Below are 18,743 nucleotides of genomic sequence, written 5' to 3'. Positions count from 1 at the left end.
AGTTGTTTTTAGGAAAGCAGGGGCAGGAAATACAAAAAGCAGGCCTTAAGATCTTAATTGATCATAAATCCTGCTTTTAAACTTTGTGTATCTATTCTTTAATTATACCTTAAATAACTTCTTGTTCAGGTATCCTGATTGTCCATTGTGAGAACGCATTTATTTCTACTAGTTCTTTAGGGAAGATAAATGTCCATGGTTTACTTGTATTTGCTTGGATTGTTAATGGAGGTAGTGTGAATAAACCTTTCGCAATTATTTCGCCATTCTCATTTAACATTTCTAGTGGTAATAATTCTAGACTAACAGCTTGGGTTGATCCGTTTCGAACTAAAATATTAACGCCTAAGTTTCCTTCTTCATTATAGCTTGCACGTAAAGCATGTAAGCTCACTTCATTTATACGTAATTTAGGTAAAGAATTTACAAGATTGCTTAATTCTGTAATTTGTTCTTCAGTAAGTCGGCCTTCCCATGTTGGATCTATATCTAATCGGTGGATAGTTTTTGATAAATCAAATGCTAACTCAAAACCAGTTTCAGGCAAGTTCTCTTTTAGTAAATACTCTCGTTCAAATACAAAGCGCCATGGGCGGCTACTGCAAGGAGGCATTTCGCCAAGCTCTTCCAATCTAAATCCTTTTTTAGCTAAGAGTTCTCCTTCTTCACTAATCAATAATAGAATTGCATCTTCTAAACGAACTAATTTTTCTAAACTGTTACGAACGAATGCAGTAACAGTTGCACTTCCGTCATCATTAGTTTCAAGTTCGATTGCGGATAATGATAATTGATTTGGTTTTAAAGGAGAAAGCTCGTTATTTAAAAATTGATAAACATAACGCTTTTCATCCTCAATATGCATTAATGGATGGAATGAAATTTTAGGAAAAATTTCAACCACTTCATTTTCTTCAACTTGAACTGCTTGATCAGTAGATGTTTGTTGCAATAAATCACTCGATGAAACTGTTGAATCTTTACCCTTTTGTAATAAACGCTTAATCGACGATAACATTTTGTTTTTCTACCCCCTGTGGACAAGATAATTCTTGGAATGTTGAAGCAAGACTTGCTGATATTTCTTGTTGTATTGAGTTATAAGTATGTTCAAACAGAGTAAATCCATCAAATTCATATAGTCGAAATGGATCTTCATGTTGATACTGTCTTAAGTGTATCCCTTCAATCAATTGTTGTAAATGCTCTAAATGTTCAGTCCAATATAAATCTATCGTACTTAATGCCATGCTTTTTACAATACTAATAAATTTTACTTTTTTCTCTTCATCCATACCGTTTAATACATCTTTATATACTGAAAAAGCTTCTTTTACGTTATGCCAAATCTCTTGTTCAGTATTAAAATGTTCAATATCTATTCGAAGTGGTGGTATAAGTTGTTCAAGTGCTGTTTTTCCTTCTAGTAGATCCCAATCTTCAGGTGTACTATCTTTAGGATAGAATTGCATTAATAAGTGATCAATAGTTTCTTCAGCTTGAACAATAAACCAGTCTATACCAGTTTCGTTTTGTAATAAGTTATTTCTTAATTTATAAATAATACGGCGATGTTCATTTGCAACACCATCTAATTTAAGCTGCCATTCACGAATTGAAAATTGATTTCCTTCACAGAGCCTTTGTGTAGATGAAACAAAGTCTTGAATCGTAGAATTTAGTACTTTACCAAATTGATCGGCCTGTAGATTCTTATATAATTTCTCTAGCTTTTCTGTATTATATTTTACAAATAATTCATCTTCTAATGACAGATAGAATTGAGATGAACCAGTGTCCCCTTGTCTTCCTGCACGCCCTTTTAATTGTAAATCAATACGCTCACTTTCATGACGTTCGGTTCCAATTACATGAAGACCTCCTAAATCTGATACACCATCAGCTAATATGATATCAGTCCCTCGACCCGCCATATTGGTTGAAATAGTAATCGTACCTATTTGACCAGCTTGGGCAATCATCTGTGCCTCTTTTTCAACATTTTTTGCATTAAGGAGCTGAAACTTTATCGATTCTTTTTCTAATAATTCTGCGAGTACTTCAGATTGATGAATGGAGGTTGTTCCAATTAGAATTGGTTGTCCCTTTTCATGTCGAAATTTTACATCAGCCAGAACTGCTCTGAGTTTTTCTTCTATTTTTTCAAACACAATATCCTCGTGATCAATACGAATTACCGGTTTATTAGTAGGAATTCGAATAACTTCCATGTTATAAACATGTAGGAGTTCTTTTTCTTCCGTTTTTGCAGTTCCAGTCATTCCAGAAAGAATTGGGTACATACGGAAATAATTTTGTATTGTTAAAGATGCAACGGTATGATTTTCTTCAGTTGTTTTTAAACCTTCTTTTGCCTCGATTGCTTGATGGAGACCGTTACTTAATGAACGTCCTTCCATAATTCGGCCAGTAAATAAGTCAATTAGTCTAATCTCGCCTTCTTGAATAATATAATCAACATCGCGTTGAAATATTAAATCGGCTCGCAATGCGTTATGAACATAGTGGAAAAGCATAGTATGTTCTAGGTCATATAAATTTTCAATCATAAAGGCTTTTTCAATCTTTGAAATACCTTCTTCAGTTAAAGTAATTGCTTTAGTTTCTTGATCTAAAAAATAATCTCTATCTTTTATAAACGTACGAATAAATCGCGCACAAAGTGAGTATAAGTGTGATTGTGCGGGTTTTTTTCCTGCAATAATTAGTGGTGTTTTTGCTTCATCTATTAATATTGAGTCAACTTCATCAATAATTGCATAATGATATGGGCGTTGTACTTGTTCAACTAATGAAGTAACCATATTATCTCTTAAATAATCAAAACCAAATTCTGTTCCGATTCCATAAGTAATATCTGCATTATATGCAGCTTTTTTAGCTTCCAAAGTTAAATTGGGAATGTTCAATCCTACTGAAAGACCTAAAAATTCGTGAATCCGCCCAATTTGATCCGCATCTCGTCGAGCTAAATATTCGTTTATGGTAATAATGTGTACGCCTTTTCCCTCAAGCGCACGAGTATAAGCAGGTAATGAAGAAACCAATGTTTTTCCTTCCCCAGTAGGCATTTCAGCAATATTTCCATCTAGTAATGCAAGTCCGCCAATTAATTGAACATCATAAGGGCGCATCCCTAAAACACGTTTTGATGCTTCGCGTACTAGAGCAAAAGCATCTATCGTAATTTCATGAATAACAGCTTCGTTATTAGAAATTTTTTGCTTTAATAGATAAGTAAATTTACGCAAATCTTCATCTAGAAGACTTTCAAAGAATGGCTCCTTTGTATTTATCTCTTGAACAACTTTTTCATACTCCTTCAATTTCCGATTGCCAATAATTTTTTGCAAAGTCTGGATCAAGGATGTTCCCTCCTGAGCTAGTAATCTATCAAGTCTCTTCTTTAAATGTATCATAAGTTTTAAGGGACTCAAGGTATAAATAGTGGGAATTTATAGAAAAGATTGAAAATTATATTATTAATACTAAAGTAAAAATTAGTAAGAATCAAAATGAAGCGATCAATCTTTAAGTAAAAATAACTAGTTAATTTCAAAATGTGACAAATTGCTTACTTCCTATTATATATAATCTTATTAGTTTCATATTAATAGTCTACTAAGATATGAGGGAGAGAGCTTAATTGAAGACAAAGATCGGTATAATCTTTTCTGCTGCAATACTTCTAACAAGTATATTTAGTTCACCATCGTTGAAACATAGAGGCACTAAACATGAGACCAATTTAATAAGTAATAATGAAGTAAAAGCTGCAACAAATCAAAAGAGGAGTGGACAATCATCACTTCAAAAAGTTGAGACAAATCAACAAAAAAAATGGGAAGCACTACAACTGAATCCACTCCCAAGTAGTAAAAACCTATCGTATAGTTTCAGTAATAGTACAAAAGTGTTTACAAAGCCTTTCCCAGAGCAATATCAAACTATTAATGGAATATTGAGCTTTCGAGGCGGACCTTTCCGAAATAACGGTTCGATGGGAACGACAGTCATTTCAAAGCAAAAGTTAGTAAAGAGCTGGTCTTTTCAAACTTCTTCTTCATCTGGATGGGGCGGCGGCTCAGGATGGACTGGCCAACCTAGTGTAATTGAATGGAAACCACAGGAACAAAAAATTATGAATTTATATTCTCAATTTAAAACAAAGTCAAATTTTAAAGAAGTAGTTTATGGATCTTTAGATGGAAAAGTTTACTTTTTAGACTTAGCAACAGGTAAGAAAACAAGAAATCCAATTAATATACAAAATCCAATTAAGGGAAGCGTGGCTCTTGATCCACGTGGTTATCCTCTTTTATACGTTGGACAAGGTATACCACAAACCGGAAAAATAGGTATGAGGATTTTTAGTCTAATTGATGGCTCACAATTAGCATTTATTCCAGGAATTGATTCTTATTCTTTTCGTGGTTGGGGAGCTTTTGATGGCTCTGCGTTATTTAACCGAGAAGATGATGCTATGTTAGTCGGCGGGGAAAATGGACTAGTTTATTTTATAAAACTAAATACTAAATATGATCCAAAGGCTAAAAAGATAAAAATTTCTCCAGTAATTTCAAAATATCGATATAAACTTAAAAGTAATTCTTACCAAGGTATTGAAAATTCAGTAGCGGTATTTAAAAATATTGCATACTTCGCCGATAATGGTGGTGGTATTCAAGCGCTGGATATTATTAAGAAAAGGCCAATTTGGGCAAATAATGCATATGATGATACGGATGCGTCAATTGTCATTGAGAATTCAAATGACACACCGTTTTTATACACAGGTTCTGAAATCGATAAACAAGGAACTAAAGGCTATGCACGCATTCAAAAGTTAAATGGGCTTACTGGTAAAGTAATTTGGGAGAAGAAGATACCGGGTTATTCGATAAAAGGTAATCATCCTGTTAATGGTGGACTGTTAGCGACGCCAATTGTTGGAACCGGGCCATTAAAAGGGCAGGTTATTTTTAATATTTCAAGGTATAAAAGGATGAATGGGGGCTTATTAATTAGTTATGATACTGTTACTGGGAAAGAAAAATGGCATTTAGAGTTACCAAACTATGCGTGGTCATCTACAGTAGCAGTTTATACAAAGGATAATAAAGCTTACTTCATTCAAGGTGATTCCGTCGGTAACCTGTACTTAATAAGTGGTAGCGGAAAAATTATCAATAAGATTAATCTAGGTGCCAATATTGAGGCGTCTCCAGTTGTAGTTGGACAACAAGTAATTGTTGGAACTAGGGGAGGTAAATATATAAGCGTCAATATCCAATAAATATAGTGGTGAATGATCCCTAATTCCGTTTGCGGAGCTAGGGATTTCTTGTTTATTTGATATAGTCTTTTCAATTGTGTTAATAACGTATTAAACTTCTATTAAAAGAATTGGATTTTAAGCAAATAGATTAGATAATATGATAAGTGTATTTATTTATAACTGTATTAGGGGAGTGAAAGAATTTGGCTAATAAGGCAGAAAACAAAGTTGAAAGTCGTTCAGAACATAAAAAACTTAAGAATAAGGAAGATGGTTTAAGTAATAAACGATACTTTTCGTTAATACTCTCGATAGCTGGAGTACTTATAATTGGTGCTACAGCAATTTTTTATGTTTACCCAAAAATAATGAATGAAGGTAATATTCATCCGGAAAATGCTTCTACACAGGTAGCAGCAGTTAAAGATGTAAAAAAAGAAACAAAGAGTGAAAAGGCGACTGAAACAAAAACTAAGGAAGTTGCTAAAGAAACAACTACTAAGGAAACAAAAGTTACCGATGAAGAAAAGCAATCAAAAGATTATGTTTTACCGGAAAGTAATAGTAGAAAACTAACGAATGCAGATCTAATTAAATTAGCTCCAAATGAATTGCGTTTAGCCAGAAATGAAATCTATGCTAGGCATGGTTTAGTATTTAAATCTAGTGACTTGACGATTTATTTCAGCTCGAAGTCTTGGTATAAACCTAATCCAGCGTATGGCGGAGAGCTTAATGATGTAGAAAAATATAATTTAAGTTTAATTAAATCTAGGGAATAGTTGAAAAAGAACGGCTACTTCTTCAAAAGCTAGTAAAAAAAGCAAAGTTCAGTGATTAATGAACTTTGCTTTTTTACTGACTCTGTTTATTTAGATAAGAAAATACTTGTTTATGTCTTAAAGTTTAATCTCGGTTACTTGACTATCTAACCACTTTAAGATTTTCTTTGCTCCATTTTCCTTAGCTACTTCTTTTACTGTCATTCCATCCACATTCTTTATTGATAAGTCTGCACCTTTTTTAATTAGATACTGGAATGTTTTTACATCATCTACTTCATAAGTTGTATCAAAAATAGGTGTTTCTCCAGAACTGTCTTGCTGGTTTATATCTGCTCCATATTTTAGTAGTAAGTCAATTGCTTGCTTGTCTCCCATAGAAGCAGCGGCGTGTAAGATTGTCCAATCATCTGCATCTCCTATAGAAGGATTAGCTCCGTTATCAAGTAATAACTTTAACATTTCCAAGTTAAGATGATCTTCATCAGTATATGAAGTTACGAGAAGTGGAGATTCGTAGTCATCATTCAATTCATTTACGTCTGCTCCTTCGTCAATTAACTCTTTAACTTGTTCAATGTCATTATCAAGCACTGCTTGCGTTAATGGTGTTTCCGCAGCTAAATAGCCATCAACGAATGATTGTGCTAGCGGAATCGCTTTTTCTACTAATAAACCTGCACCGACTATAACCCCGAATGACAACCCGAATACAATTACAGCAATTCCGTATACGCGTTTTGGTGTTTTAAATTTAATATCGCTTTCTACATTATTAAAATGATGCAAAGCGTTAATACGTTTTGGTAAAGTTGGATGGGACATTAATCGTTCACTTAACCAAATTAAAAAGCCTTTTTCATTACTACTATTTAATAAATATTCACGCTGATCAATTTGTTGATAATATTTGCGGCCAACGGCTAACATTGTAAGTGCTTGAGTCGATGCTTCAAAATCATTTATATAATGACTAGCCATTCGATCGCTTGTATACTCACATGCACGTGAATATGCCGAACCTAAAAAAGGAACCCAATTTGCAGGCAATACTAAAGCTTGTTTTAGTATATGGTTTCGTTTAATATGTGCAAGCTCGTGTGCAACCACGAAATCAACTACTTTTGGATTTGATTCAATTTCTTCGAATAGATCTGAATATAAAACAATCATATTTCGTCCAAAGAAACGCGTAGCAAAGGCATTTAACAGTCCTCCAGATTGGACTACATACACATCTGGTAGAAAATAAAAGCCCATTTCCTTTGAAATTTCTCTTGTTCTGAAATATACCTCTGGAAATTGTTTTTCAGAAATTTTAACGCCATTTATACGTATGTGGGCAGTGAAAATTAAATGGGCAAAGAGTGGTAAAACAATTAAAATTCCTAAAATAATAAGACCAACAACACTTAAAATAAGTAAAAAATAAATTGGAATACTAAAAAGTAAAAGTAATATAAAATAAATCGATTCTTTCCGATTAACTAACGGCTTCAATATCTCTCCTCCTATACCTCAATTCTTATAGTTTAACAAGGAAATGGAAAGGATGTCATACATATATTTAAAAGAAATGAAACCAATTACTTCCACTAAATAATAAAAAAATTTCTTTTTACCCTTTAAATAAAAAATAGTATGATAGACTATAGTTTACTTTTTTAAGTATTTATTTAGATTCAATTTATATATTAAAAACATGCACTATATAGAATGAAAATTTAAGGGGAAGTTAAAAATAAATGGAAACTCAGTTAAGAGAACAAAATTCCTTGTCAAGAGCGGGTATACGAACAATGCGAAAAAAACGAATACCTAGTTTTAAAAGAAAATGGATGTTTATTTTAATACCAATTATCGCGATATTAATTACACATTTAACATTAAATTACTTAAATTCGCCTAAAAGATTAGTGAAGATTTTTGATAAAGCTGTGTCAGATAATAATTTTAAAGAAGTCACACATATGTTACAAAAAGGCGGTACCGGAGCATCTTTAGATGAAGAATCAGTAATCGCATTTATGGATTACTTGAATAGCTATAATGTATTAGATAAATTAGACGATATGATTCAAAATAATAAAGTGATTAAAAGTAAATTAATAGATAGTCGAGGAAACTATGTGCTTTCAATTAAAAAGGGTAGTAAATTTTTAGGGATTTATCAAACGTATTTAATAAGTGTCCAACCATTCGAATTAAAGATTTCTTCGCCAATTGACGACATTGAATTAAAATTAAATAATCATATTACACATTTGAATAAAGATGAATATGAAACAACATATCACAAAATTTTACCTGGAAAGTACACTATGGCTGTTTCATACAAAGGTGTTTATAGTGATGTTAAGGATTCAGTTGATATAGATTTTTCTTCTGCTTCAAAAAATAAGTTATCACAAGAATTAACTTTTAATGTTAGTTATGTCCAAATTTACTCAAACGAACCTGAGGCAGAACTTTTTGTAAATGGAAAAGATACTGGGCAAAAAATAAGTGAACTAGATCGCTTTGGTCCGTTTTTATTAAATGGTAAAACAGTAGTTCACGCTGAAATTGAAAAGAATGGTGAATTATTTAAAACGGATGATATTCCAGTAACAGGAAAATATGTAGATTTAATGTTTGATACGCCAGTTGAAAATCAGGACGAGACAGATCAAAAAGATGGTTTCTTTGCAGGACTTAAACGATTTTTTGATAAGTATTTACCTAGTCCTAAGCCTTCCTCTGATTTAGAAGAAAAGCAACTAATCAACGGATTGTTTAATCAAAATGGTCAAGCATTCTTACAGTCTAAGGAATATCAAGACAAAATTAAGAAAAAGGATACAACTCAAAAACTCACAAGCTTTTCTATGAAAGATTCAAAGCAAGATGATTCGGGTATGATCATTACAACAAATGAGTCGTATGAGGTAACTGATAAACATGGTAAAGCTAAAATGAAATCATTTGAAATTACTTACCACTTCTCAAGAGAAAATGATGAATTAAAAATGGATCGTATAGTAGAAGTAAAAGAGATAAAGTAAATTGTAGAAAAGAGTCCAATTTAGGTTGGACTCTTTTTTGAATTCAGAGTTGGAAGGTTCCACAATTATTAAGCTGGGATTAAAAGGGCACAATTCATATTAAATGATTATTATAAGAAATATTTCTTTTTTCACATTTTAATGTCAAATATATGTAGTTTTATCACATTGCTTTTTTAAATAGGAATATTCGTTATAATGTATTAAAGAGAAATGTTTGGAGGTAATGAAAAAGAATAGAATGTGGAAATTTATTAAAAGACTTCTTTTATTTACACTTCTGATGTCAATTATTGGGTTATTTGCGATCTATCGTTACTATTTCCAAGATGTGTTGAAGTATGAAACACAAGTTTATACTGAATTAAAGACGTCTAATTTAGAAGAATATACACCTTTATTACTAGGACTAATGATGCAAGAAACGAAGGGTAAAGGAAAAGATCCAATGCAGGCCTCAGAATCACTAGGACTAACAAAGGATAGTATTCAAGATACTTCAAAAAGCATACAACAAGGGGTCTCACACTTTAAAGACGTGTATTCCTATGGTAAAAAGCAAGGCGTTGATTTACAAACCATAATACAAAGTTACAATATGGGGATTGCTTATATTGATTTTGTAAAAACACATGGAGGTAAACATACAGATCAACTTGCTAAAACTTATTCTCTATCGATGGTGGAGACGAATCCTGAGCTTTATACGTGTAATAATAATAAGAAAAATTTCAGATATCCATATTGTTATGGTGACTTCACATATAGTCAAAAAGTAATGAAGAAAACAAAGTACTTCGAGATTTTAGTCCCTCTTAAACATAATATAGTAGGAAAACCATAGTCCATGAAGAAGAAATAAATGACTTCTTTATGGACTTTTTAACTTTTTTTTTAGAATTATGTCAATTTAATTACAAAATGGTTGTCGTTTCGATAAAATTAAACAATTTCCTTTTTTTACCGATATAATTATTGAAAAAACAATTCAAATTCCGACATTTTATGACTTATACTTAATTTTAGTGTTAATTTTTTGTTAATTTCATTTTAAAAAAATTATAGATTATTAATTTTACTAGTTTAATAGAATTGGATTGTTTTATTCTACGTTTTAAATGTAAAAATGGTAGGAAAGGAAAATTTGATACATGAAAAAAATGGGAAGAGTACTTTTGGTATCAACAGGCATATTAGTAGGCACCTCCAGCATTTCCTGTCCTAATATTGGCTTGGAAACATCAAAAGCGAGTGCAGCAATCGTAAATATTAAAACGAAGTATCAAACGACAGCAAATCTAAATTTAAGACAGGGTGCAGGTACAACCTATAAAACACTTTTGACGATTCCAAAAGGAAAAGTAATTACCGCTACTCAAAGAAACGGTAATTGGTACAAAGTGACTTATAATTCAATAACTGGCTGGGTAAGTGGTGCCTATTTAAAGGAATATTATAAATATACTACTCAATCGACTGCTTATTATTTTACAAATAAAACTACTAAGCTATATCCAACGCCTGATACCAAAAAAGCTGCAGTATATTCTGTAGTTGTTAATAATGGATTTTATAGTACTCAAAACATTGTAAATAGCATTGGCCAAACATGGTTCCGCGTTAGTTATAATGGAAAAACATTGTATGTAAATAGCGCAGATGTTACGAAAAGTACTGTAGCTACATTTGCCCAAACTAAATATAAAGCAATTAAAAACACGAGTTTATATCAAACCTATGGTATTTCGTCTAAAGTATTATTAAGTATTCCAAGTGGTACAGTTATTTCATCATCAAAACGTGTTGGTAACTGGTATAACGTCTCGCTTAATGGTAAAACGGGATATGTTTATATTAATAACTTTACAAAAGTAAATGAAATAAAATATGAAACAACAAGTACTGCATATTATTTTACGAAAGCAGTCACTAACTTATATGCAACTCCAGATGCGACAAAACCTGTAGTAACTACAGTTAGTGCAGATAATGGCTTCGCTTCAACTCAAAAAGCGACTGATTTAGTAGGGAAGATATGGTATCGAATTAATTACAATGGACAAAATCTTTATGTGAAGAGTGAAGATGTAACTGCAAATAGCTTCACAACATTTACTACTACGAATTATAAGGCGCTAAATGCAACATATTTATACCAATCGTTCGGCAGCGCATCAAAAAAGCTTATTCAAATTCCAAAAGATGCAGTTATTCCAATTAGCAAAAAAATTGGTAATTGGTATAGTGTGTCTTATAACGGTGTAAATGGATATGTAAGAGCAGTAGATTTCGGAAAAAGTGATGTCGTGACGATAACGAATATAACAGATACGACGTATATTACGACTTCAGAATTAAATCTACGTCAAACGTATAATGCTTCTTCACCATTGCTTACGGTAATACCAGTTAATATGATTTTAATTGCGACTGATAAAACATCTAACAATTGGTATAAGGTTAGTTACAATGGGAAAACGGGATATGTATCGGGATCATATATCAAACAAGTAAAAACTGGTGACCCAATAATATCAAGAGATAGCTACCAGTTTATTGATCTGCGTACACCTTCTCCTGTAACTGCTGCGCAAATTAATACCTATATAGCTAGTAATGTGAAAAGTGGAGTTAAGAGTATACTGACTGGCCAAGGACAATTATTTATTGATGCTGGAAATAAATATGGTGTAAATGCACTATATTTAGCAGCGCATGCCATTCATGAAAGTGGATTTGGTACTTCTCAAATTTCATTAGGTAAAAATAACTTATTTGGCTTTGGTTCATATGATGCAACACCATACATAGCATCATACAAATTTATGAGTGTTCAAGAAAATGTAGAGTATATTGCTCGCTCAATTAAATCTACTTACTTAAACCCAAGTAACTGGAAATATAAAGGTGCATATCTTGGCTTTAGTACGAAAGATATGAGCAATGTAAGAATAGATGCAGCGAGTGAAGGAATGAATTTTTATTACGCGACTGATCCAAACTGGGGTAAATTGATTGCTCAACATATGCAAAAAATTCTACCGTTTGATAAAGCGTACTATGATAAAGCTCAGCCGAATACTACGATTCCAGGCAGTCCATCTACTCCTGTTGGTAGTGATGTATTCCCTGCTAATATCAAAGCAGTTGCAAAAGGAAACATTGATCTATACTCCGCAAAAGGAGATACGGCTAAAGTGAAATCGATCGCAGCTGGTACTGCCTTCCTTCTTCTTGAAAAAACAAATAATTATTGGATTAAATTATCAATTGGTGGGAATGTTTTTTGGACAAACAGTATCAAGTTAAATGCATATAGTCAAACACTATCTGTTAAAAATTTAGGAAGAATAACAACAGATGGTTTAAACGTGCGCTCGGCTGCAACTACAGCTGAAAACAATGTAATTGGTACGTTAAATCTTAATAATTACGTATGTATTGTTACAAATACAGATGGTACTTTAACAATGGATAGTACAAAAAAATGGTATAAAATCCAATTAGCGAATGGAAGCTTTGGATGGGTATCTTCAAGTTATGTTAAACAAGAATTAAAATAATATTTTTTGATGGCTCAGAAAAACTGAGCCATTTTTTTATGAGATTTATAGACAAATAGATAGTCATGAATTGAAGTATGTTAAAATAGATTTATTGCTTAATATTTAGGTAGATTGGAGAAGATACAATGAAATCTTTTTTTCTGAAAAGTGGTTTAATAACTGCTTTATCAGTAAGTTTATTTACTGGAAAAGCTAGTGCAGAAACAAACACAGATTGGGCTTCAAAGTGTGGAGACGCTAGTAAAACTCTAACTCCTTCGATACAACAGGTTAATTGTTTATTGACTTATGCGGCAATAAACGCCGATATTCCACCTGAGGTTGTAAAGGCAATTGCGTGGAGGGAATCTGGTTGGAACCAGGAAATGAAGTCCCCTGATGGTGGGCTTGGTATTATGCAAATTACTGAAAAGACAGATCAACCTAGATATGATCAGCAACGACTAGAAAATGATATTGCATATAATATTCAAGCTGGTGTCGAGATTCTTAACGAGAAATACAATTTGAAATCAGGCGGAAACTACTTATTACCAAGAATTAATGGTGCTAATCGTCATATTATTGAGAACTGGTACTTTCCTGTGATGGCTTATAATGGTAATGTACCTGCCAATAGTCCACTTAAACAGGAAGATGGATCGGTCAATGTAAATGCTTATCAGGAAAAAGTATTCCGAATAATAGAAGGCCAAAGCTATTTAAGGCTTGATGATGCCCCACCGGTTTTAGCTAAGTATCCATTTAAAACGTCAGATTTTGATTATAATAAAGATAGTAAAGCACCAATTATTTTCAAAACTCCTCTTTATGCAATCAATAAAGAGCTGCTTCATGATTCTCCTTTCTTCATGAAAAAGGGAGAAATTGCATACGTAACAGTAGATGGTGCTAAATTACGACCAGAACCAAATACATCGGTAGAACAAGATAAACCAACTCCAAAGTGGGAAAGACTTGCTAAGTATACACCATTAACAATTTATGACGAAATCCAGTTTGATACTAAGAAAGATGATAACCAATTCGCTTGGTTTAAAGTGAAAAGAGCAGATGGAAAAATAGGATTTATTTCATCTGCTTACATTACGAAGAAATATGATTTAGCAAAACCGGTTGTAACTGGGGTTACTAATGGGAAATTCTACAATAAAGACGTAAAACTTCACTTTAATGAGGGTATCGCAACATTGAATGGAACGCGTATTAATAATGACTACTTAGTTTCAAAAGCGGGAAGCTATACACTGGTAGTGAAAGATTCAGTGATGAATACAACAACTATTAAATTTACAATCGATAAAACAAAACCAACAAAACCAACAATGAATACAGTTTCAGATCAATCAACTACTATTACCGGAACAGCAGAAGCAGGTTCTACAGTTAAACTATATATTAATGGTAAGCTTCAAAAAAGCACTACAGCTGCTTCAAATAAAAGCTACAAATTTACAATTTCAAAGCAAAAAAGTGGAACGACAGTAAGTGTAACTGCTACGGATAAAGCTGGAAATGTAAGTGCAACAAAGTCTTTAAAAGTATTAGATAAAACACCACCAGCTCTTCCAGTTGTTAATAAAGTTACTTCAAAATCAAAAACTGTAACAGGTAGTGCTGAGAAATATGCTTCAGTGAAGATTTATCGAGGAAGTACATTAATAGGTCAAAGCTCGGTTAATTCCAGTGGTAAATTTTCTGTATCAATAAAAGTACAGAAAGCAAACACATATTTAAAGGTTTATGTCATTGATAAATCGGGAAACAAAAGTGTTCGTACAATTAAAGTTGTAAAATAGTTCAAATACGATGCGATAAGTTTTTTTCTTATTGCATTGTATTTTTTTTATTTTTCAAGTAAGAGTAAATTTATTTGTTTCGAACTATACATTTGCTCCATTTCTAATGCTCGATAAATTAGTTAGACGAGTATCTTTTTTTCTAAATATTTTTAAGATGAATGCAATTTGTTTTTAACATGTGGATAACTTGTGAATAAAATTAATACTTATCGACAGGAAGAAAAGATTAAAAATTTTCATTTTGGGAGAATTTTGTCGTATCTTTATATTTCTTAGCTATTTGAATTAATTTATAAACAAGCGGTTTGTGGATAAGTATTATATGTTATCCACAAATTGTTAATAAACTTCTGAAATTGTGGGTAATTTTCGGAATTTAAAATGTTTTTTATCTTTTAAGTATTTTAATGATCAATAATACTTATTATTAAAGAAATTAAAAGGCCATTTCCCAATAGAGAAAAGGCCTTTTGTTAATCTATTCTTATTTTTAATAAAGAGAATTTGAACTTGTCTTAAATTACTTAACGAGCACCCTCACCAGTCAAGACAACTTTAATTGTTTTAAACATAATTCGAATATCCAACATAATTGATCGATGTTCGATATAGTGTAAATCCAAAACTAACTTCTCTTTCGGTGTTAATTCATACCCGCCATTCACTTGTGCCCAACCAGTTAACCCTGGTTTGACTGTTAAGCGATTAGTGAAGCCTGGTACTTCATGATTAAATTTTACTAAAAAAAACGCTCTTTCTGGTCTAGGACCAACAAGACTCATATCTCCACGTAAGACATTGACGAACTGTGGTAATTCATCGATACGAGTTTTTCGAAGGAAGTGACCAAGTTTTGTAATGCGAGGATCATCCGTACTAGCCCATTGTGGTCCATTTATCTCTGCATCCATACGCATTGTTCTTAACTTGTAAATATTAAAAATCTTCCCATTTAATCCAACTCGTTCTTGGATGAAAAGAGCGGGACCAGGAGAATCAATTTTAATTAATGCGATAAAGAACAAAACGAATGGTAAAGAAATCACAAACGCGAGCGACGCAAAGACTATATCCAATGTTCTTTTTATAAATGAATAAAAAATACTTTTCTTTTTTAATGACTCAAGTTGTTGAATTGAGTAGCGGCTTTCAACCTTTTGTTGAGTATTCTGTAAGGCCATTTAAACACCCCAGTTTATAATTTAGGCCCATCCTTGCAAGTGTATTGCAACATGTCCTAATGTATAACGTTTACGTTTTATAACATCATAACAATTATAAATGTTCGTAGAAAAAAATCAAATTATTTTTATGTTACAAGCTTATTACTCCACATAAAAAGTTCACAAGGGTACCTTACACTTATAGTGTATGCAAGAATGATTTATTAATCGGCATTACAATAATTAGCAATTGATCAAACTTTTGTCCAGTTCAACTTTTTAAGTATTATTATTTTAGCATAAAGTAAGTGGAAAAATACGTCGCGTTAAAATAGCACTTTCTCAAAGAAATTAAAACCCCATATAGATATTGATTTAGCAGTGTGGGAGGACTAATCCTTTTTATAACCTTGGTTTTGTAATTGGGTATGTAATAACAACAATATTTTGATGATTCTCCTTATAATTTATTATGAATAAATTTAGTTTTTTTATCCTACTTTTAAATTCTTGTTTTTTTGTTTCTCCAAAAATCATCTCCCTTTTGTAATTGTTCAAGATTTTTTTTACTTATGGCAAACCTCTTTTAGCACTTTCATTGCTGTTATATTTGATTTTGAATTAAGTGGGCGCAGCTTATAAATTTATGTTGTTCCATTAAGGACTATATTTAATATTAAGCGTTGAAATAGAATGCTCTTATTAACTGCATTTTTAATTACCGCATTATTAAACTTATTACCGCAGAAGAAATATGATTCTAATATTTTTTGATCATTTAGGATAATATTCTTCTTCAAAAAGGCGTTAACTTTAATTTTTAAATGAAAAAGTAAATAAATTAGTGGGGATATGGCTGGATATGACTAAAGATGAAATGTATTTATCACTTAGTTTTCAATATTATTAAATTTAATTTAAATTGAGTAGATATCACTTGATGTGGGATCAGTAATTGATATAAATTTTTTTATGCGTAGTGGATATACAGTTTGATATTCGTGAGAATATGAAATACTTTTTCGGATGAAATGATTAGATCATACTGGCTGATTATATTGTAGTTACTTAAAGTTTAAAACCAAATTATTAAGCATTATTTCTAATGTTACTGTATAAAATCTTGTCAGTAAATACTTACTTTTGAAGAATGTTAGTGTTTTTTAAGGAATGGAATGAATAATTGTAGTAATATATTGAAGTGAGTCGAAATTTTGTTTAATTTAGTCGAAAGGTTAGGTGTTAAATGCTAGCGAATTATTTCACTGTTTGTGGCTTTGGTAGTCATGAGATTGAGATTGAAAAATCGAAATTTATTTGTTACATAAATGAAGCGAAAACTGAAGTTGATGCGCAACGATTCATTTCAGAAATTAAAAAAAAGCATTTTGATGCATCTCATAATTGCTCAGCTTATTTAATCGGTGAAAATGATGAAATTCAAAAAGCCAATGATGATGGTGAACCGAGTGGTACGGCTGGAGTTCCGATGTTAGAGGTTTTGAAAAAGAGAGGATTAAAAGATACTGTTGTTGTTGTAACAAGGTATTTTGGCGGTAAAAAGCTTGGAGCAGGAGGATTAATTCGTGCATATGGACAGGCAGTCAGTGAAGGGTTAAACGCTGTTGGAATTGTAGAGCGTTCATTAGTTAAAGTAATGAACGTAAAGATTAATTATAAATTGTTAGGTAAAGTAGAGTTCGCTTTACGGAACTCACATTATCATTTAGAAAATGTTAACCACATGGAAGAAGTAAGCTTTGAACTTTGGATTAAGATTGATGAAGTAGATATCTTCAAAAACTGGATGATTGAGTTAACAAATGGTAGTTGCCATATAAATGAAAGTATTGTTAAATACATGTAGTAGTCTAGCTTTATAAATAGTAAATATATGACTAATTTCAAATAGAACAATCATACTAACTTTAAAGGAGGTCTATTCGAACATATGAATCAGAATCATTCTCGAAAAATGGCCAAGAAACGAAGAAGGAAAAAGAGAGGCTTAATTGCTAGGGTATTATTACTTATCATTATTGTAGCCTTAGTATTTGTAGGATATAAAGGCGTTAGAACATATCTTGAATTAAATAAAGCAACAAAAGGAGAAGATATTTCTTCGAACTTAAGAAATGAAAAAGTTGCAATATCGAAAGATCCAATATCGATTCTCTTCTTAGGGATTGAGAACTATTCAACTGGTGGAAAGGGTGGACGAACTGACTCGATGATCCTTGCTACCTTTAATCCTAAAGAGGAGACAATTAAAACAATGAGTATTCCTCGTGATACATATGTAAGTATCCCAGGACATGCAGAAAAAACTAAAATAAACCATGCATATTCATATGGCGGTTTACAATTAACAGTTGATACAGTTGAGCAATTCTTAAATGTACCAATTGATTATTATGTTACAGTGGACTTTAATGGCTTTAAAAACATAGTTGATGCAGTTGGTGGAATAGATGTTGATGTACCTTTTGATTTCTGGGAAAATACAGATACTACACCAAGGAAAAAGGTTTACTTTACTAAAGGTATGATGCATTTAAATGGACAAGAGGCATTAGCATATTCTCGTATGCGTAAACGTGATCCTCGTGGTGACTTTGGACGTGAAGAAAGACAGCAACAAGTAATAAAAGCGATCTTAAATGAAATTAAGTCACCTGAAACAATCATGAAAATGGATCAATATGCGAAAGTGTTCAGTAAAAATATTAGTACGAATATGAAAATGAGCGGTGGTATTTCACTTGCGAAGCATTTACCTAATATCACTGAAAATGACTTAGAAACAATAAAATTAAAAGGTCACGATGATACGATTCACGGTATTTACTATTATGTTCCTGAAGAGGAAAGTGTAAAAGAAATTACTAGCAAATTCCGAGTTCACTTAGGTTTAGAAAAACCACCTACAACTAAAACAACTAATACAATTAATTCAGATAGTAGTTCTGAAAATGAAAATAGTACCAATCAATAAATAGGCAGAAAGCTGATTCTTTTACGGGAATCAGCTTTTTTATTGGGTAAATCGTAATATATTTGTAATACTTGTTAACATTGTGTTAAGGA

At 31.9% G+C, this 18,743-nt stretch carries 12 protein-coding genes; 8 read left to right on the top strand and 4 right to left on the bottom strand.

What is annotated here, in order from left to right; translation table 11 throughout:
* Nucleotides 1–109 precede the first annotated feature (109 nt).
* Both ABEY15_RS17910 and secA2 read right to left on the bottom strand, forming a co-directional pair.
* The gene (locus ABEY15_RS17910; protein WP_429891499.1) at nucleotides 110–1,018 is read right to left on the bottom strand and encodes an accessory Sec system S-layer assembly protein; all 909 of its coding nucleotides are present in this window, start codon (nucleotides 1,016–1,018) and stop codon (nucleotides 110–112) included.
* The gene (gene secA2 / locus ABEY15_RS17905; RefSeq protein WP_429891498.1) at nucleotides 1,002–3,386 is read right to left on the bottom strand and encodes an accessory Sec system translocase SecA2; all 2,385 of its coding nucleotides are present in this window, start codon (nucleotides 3,384–3,386) and stop codon (nucleotides 1,002–1,004) included. The genes ABEY15_RS17910 and secA2 overlap by 17 nt, the downstream gene beginning before the upstream one ends.
* 281 nt (nucleotides 3,387–3,667) lie before the next feature.
* Here secA2 and ABEY15_RS17900 point away from each other — a divergent pair, with 281 nt between their 5' ends.
* Together ABEY15_RS17900 and ABEY15_RS17895 are read left to right on the top strand one after the other, a co-directional pair.
* Nucleotides 3,668–5,317: a hypothetical protein gene (locus ABEY15_RS17900; RefSeq protein ID WP_429891497.1), complete on the top strand. Its 1,650-nt coding sequence runs from the start codon at nucleotides 3,668–3,670 to the stop codon at nucleotides 5,315–5,317.
* A 185-nt stretch (nucleotides 5,318–5,502) separates the two neighbouring features.
* A complete protein-coding gene (locus ABEY15_RS17895) occupies nucleotides 5,503–6,081 on the top strand; it encodes a YARHG domain-containing protein (protein WP_429891496.1) in 579 nt (192 codons plus the stop codon).
* A 117-nt stretch (nucleotides 6,082–6,198) separates the two neighbouring features.
* Here the strand turns inward: ABEY15_RS17895 and ABEY15_RS17890 are convergent, their stop codons facing one another.
* Complete coding sequence (locus ABEY15_RS17890) at nucleotides 6,199–7,581, bottom strand: M48 family metallopeptidase (protein WP_429891495.1); 1,383 nt, start codon at nucleotides 7,579–7,581, stop codon at nucleotides 6,199–6,201.
* Between the two features lie 245 nt (nucleotides 7,582–7,826).
* Between ABEY15_RS17890 and ABEY15_RS17885 the strand changes: the two genes are divergently transcribed.
* From ABEY15_RS17885 to ABEY15_RS17870, 4 genes are all read left to right on the top strand, one after another.
* Nucleotides 7,827–9,125, top strand: coding sequence for a TcaA 3rd/4th domain-containing protein (locus tag ABEY15_RS17885; RefSeq protein ID WP_429891494.1), 1,299 nt, complete (start codon nucleotides 7,827–7,829; stop codon nucleotides 9,123–9,125).
* A gap of 226 nt (nucleotides 9,126–9,351) precedes the next feature.
* Entirely contained in the window at nucleotides 9,352–9,969 is a 618-nt protein-coding gene (locus ABEY15_RS17880; protein WP_429891493.1) for a lysozyme family protein, read from the top strand.
* Between the two features lie 307 nt (nucleotides 9,970–10,276).
* The gene (locus ABEY15_RS17875; RefSeq protein WP_429891492.1) at nucleotides 10,277–12,688 is read left to right on the top strand and encodes an SH3 domain-containing protein; all 2,412 of its coding nucleotides are present in this window, start codon (nucleotides 10,277–10,279) and stop codon (nucleotides 12,686–12,688) included.
* 128 nt (nucleotides 12,689–12,816) lie between these two features.
* The gene (locus ABEY15_RS17870) at nucleotides 12,817–14,490 is read left to right on the top strand and encodes an Ig-like domain-containing protein (RefSeq protein ID WP_429891491.1); all 1,674 of its coding nucleotides are present in this window, start codon (nucleotides 12,817–12,819) and stop codon (nucleotides 14,488–14,490) included.
* Between the two features lie 527 nt (nucleotides 14,491–15,017).
* Here ABEY15_RS17870 and ABEY15_RS17865 read toward each other — a convergent pair.
* Nucleotides 15,018–15,674, bottom strand: a complete 657-nt coding sequence (locus ABEY15_RS17865; RefSeq protein ID WP_025671303.1) for a sugar transferase — start codon at nucleotides 15,672–15,674, stop codon at nucleotides 15,018–15,020.
* A 1,228-nt stretch (nucleotides 15,675–16,902) separates the two neighbouring features.
* On the opposite strand from ABEY15_RS17865, the gene ABEY15_RS17860 reads away from it, so the two are divergent.
* Both ABEY15_RS17860 and ABEY15_RS17855 read left to right on the top strand, forming a co-directional pair.
* Nucleotides 16,903–17,523, top strand: coding sequence for a YigZ family protein (locus ABEY15_RS17860; RefSeq protein WP_429891490.1), 621 nt, complete (start codon nucleotides 16,903–16,905; stop codon nucleotides 17,521–17,523).
* Between the two features lie 84 nt (nucleotides 17,524–17,607).
* Complete coding sequence (locus ABEY15_RS17855; protein ID WP_429891489.1) at nucleotides 17,608–18,651, top strand: LCP family protein; 1,044 nt, start codon at nucleotides 17,608–17,610, stop codon at nucleotides 18,649–18,651.
* The last annotated feature ends 92 nt before the right edge of the window (nucleotides 18,652–18,743 follow it).

The sequence above is a fragment of the Gottfriedia acidiceleris genome (genome assembly GCF_050457485.1).
In the GTDB taxonomy this organism is placed as follows: Bacteria; Bacillota; Bacilli; order Bacillales; family Bacillaceae_G; genus Gottfriedia; species Gottfriedia acidiceleris_D.
This window is presented reverse-complemented; position numbering and strand designations above follow the sequence as displayed.

Excerpts from the sequence above, each read along its gene's own strand:
- ABEY15_RS17910 (WP_429891499.1), bottom strand. The coding sequence starts at position 1,018 with ATGTTATCGTCGATTAAGCGTTTATTACAAAAGGGTAAAGATTCAACA.
- ABEY15_RS17885 (WP_429891494.1), top strand. The coding sequence starts at position 7,827 with ATGGAAACTCAGTTAAGAGAACAAAATTCCTTGTCAAGAGCGGGTATA.
- ABEY15_RS17880 (WP_429891493.1), top strand. The coding sequence starts at position 9,352 with ATGAAAAAGAATAGAATGTGGAAATTTATTAAAAGACTTCTTTTATTT.
- ABEY15_RS17875 (WP_429891492.1), top strand. The coding sequence starts at position 10,277 with ATGAAAAAAATGGGAAGAGTACTTTTGGTATCAACAGGCATATTAGTA.
- ABEY15_RS17870 (WP_429891491.1), top strand. The coding sequence starts at position 12,817 with ATGAAATCTTTTTTTCTGAAAAGTGGTTTAATAACTGCTTTATCAGTA.
- ABEY15_RS17865 (WP_025671303.1), bottom strand. The coding sequence starts at position 15,674 with ATGGCCTTACAGAATACTCAACAAAAGGTTGAAAGCCGCTACTCAATT.
- ABEY15_RS17860 (WP_429891490.1), top strand. The coding sequence starts at position 16,903 with ATGCTAGCGAATTATTTCACTGTTTGTGGCTTTGGTAGTCATGAGATT.
- ABEY15_RS17855 (WP_429891489.1), top strand. The coding sequence starts at position 17,608 with ATGAATCAGAATCATTCTCGAAAAATGGCCAAGAAACGAAGAAGGAAA.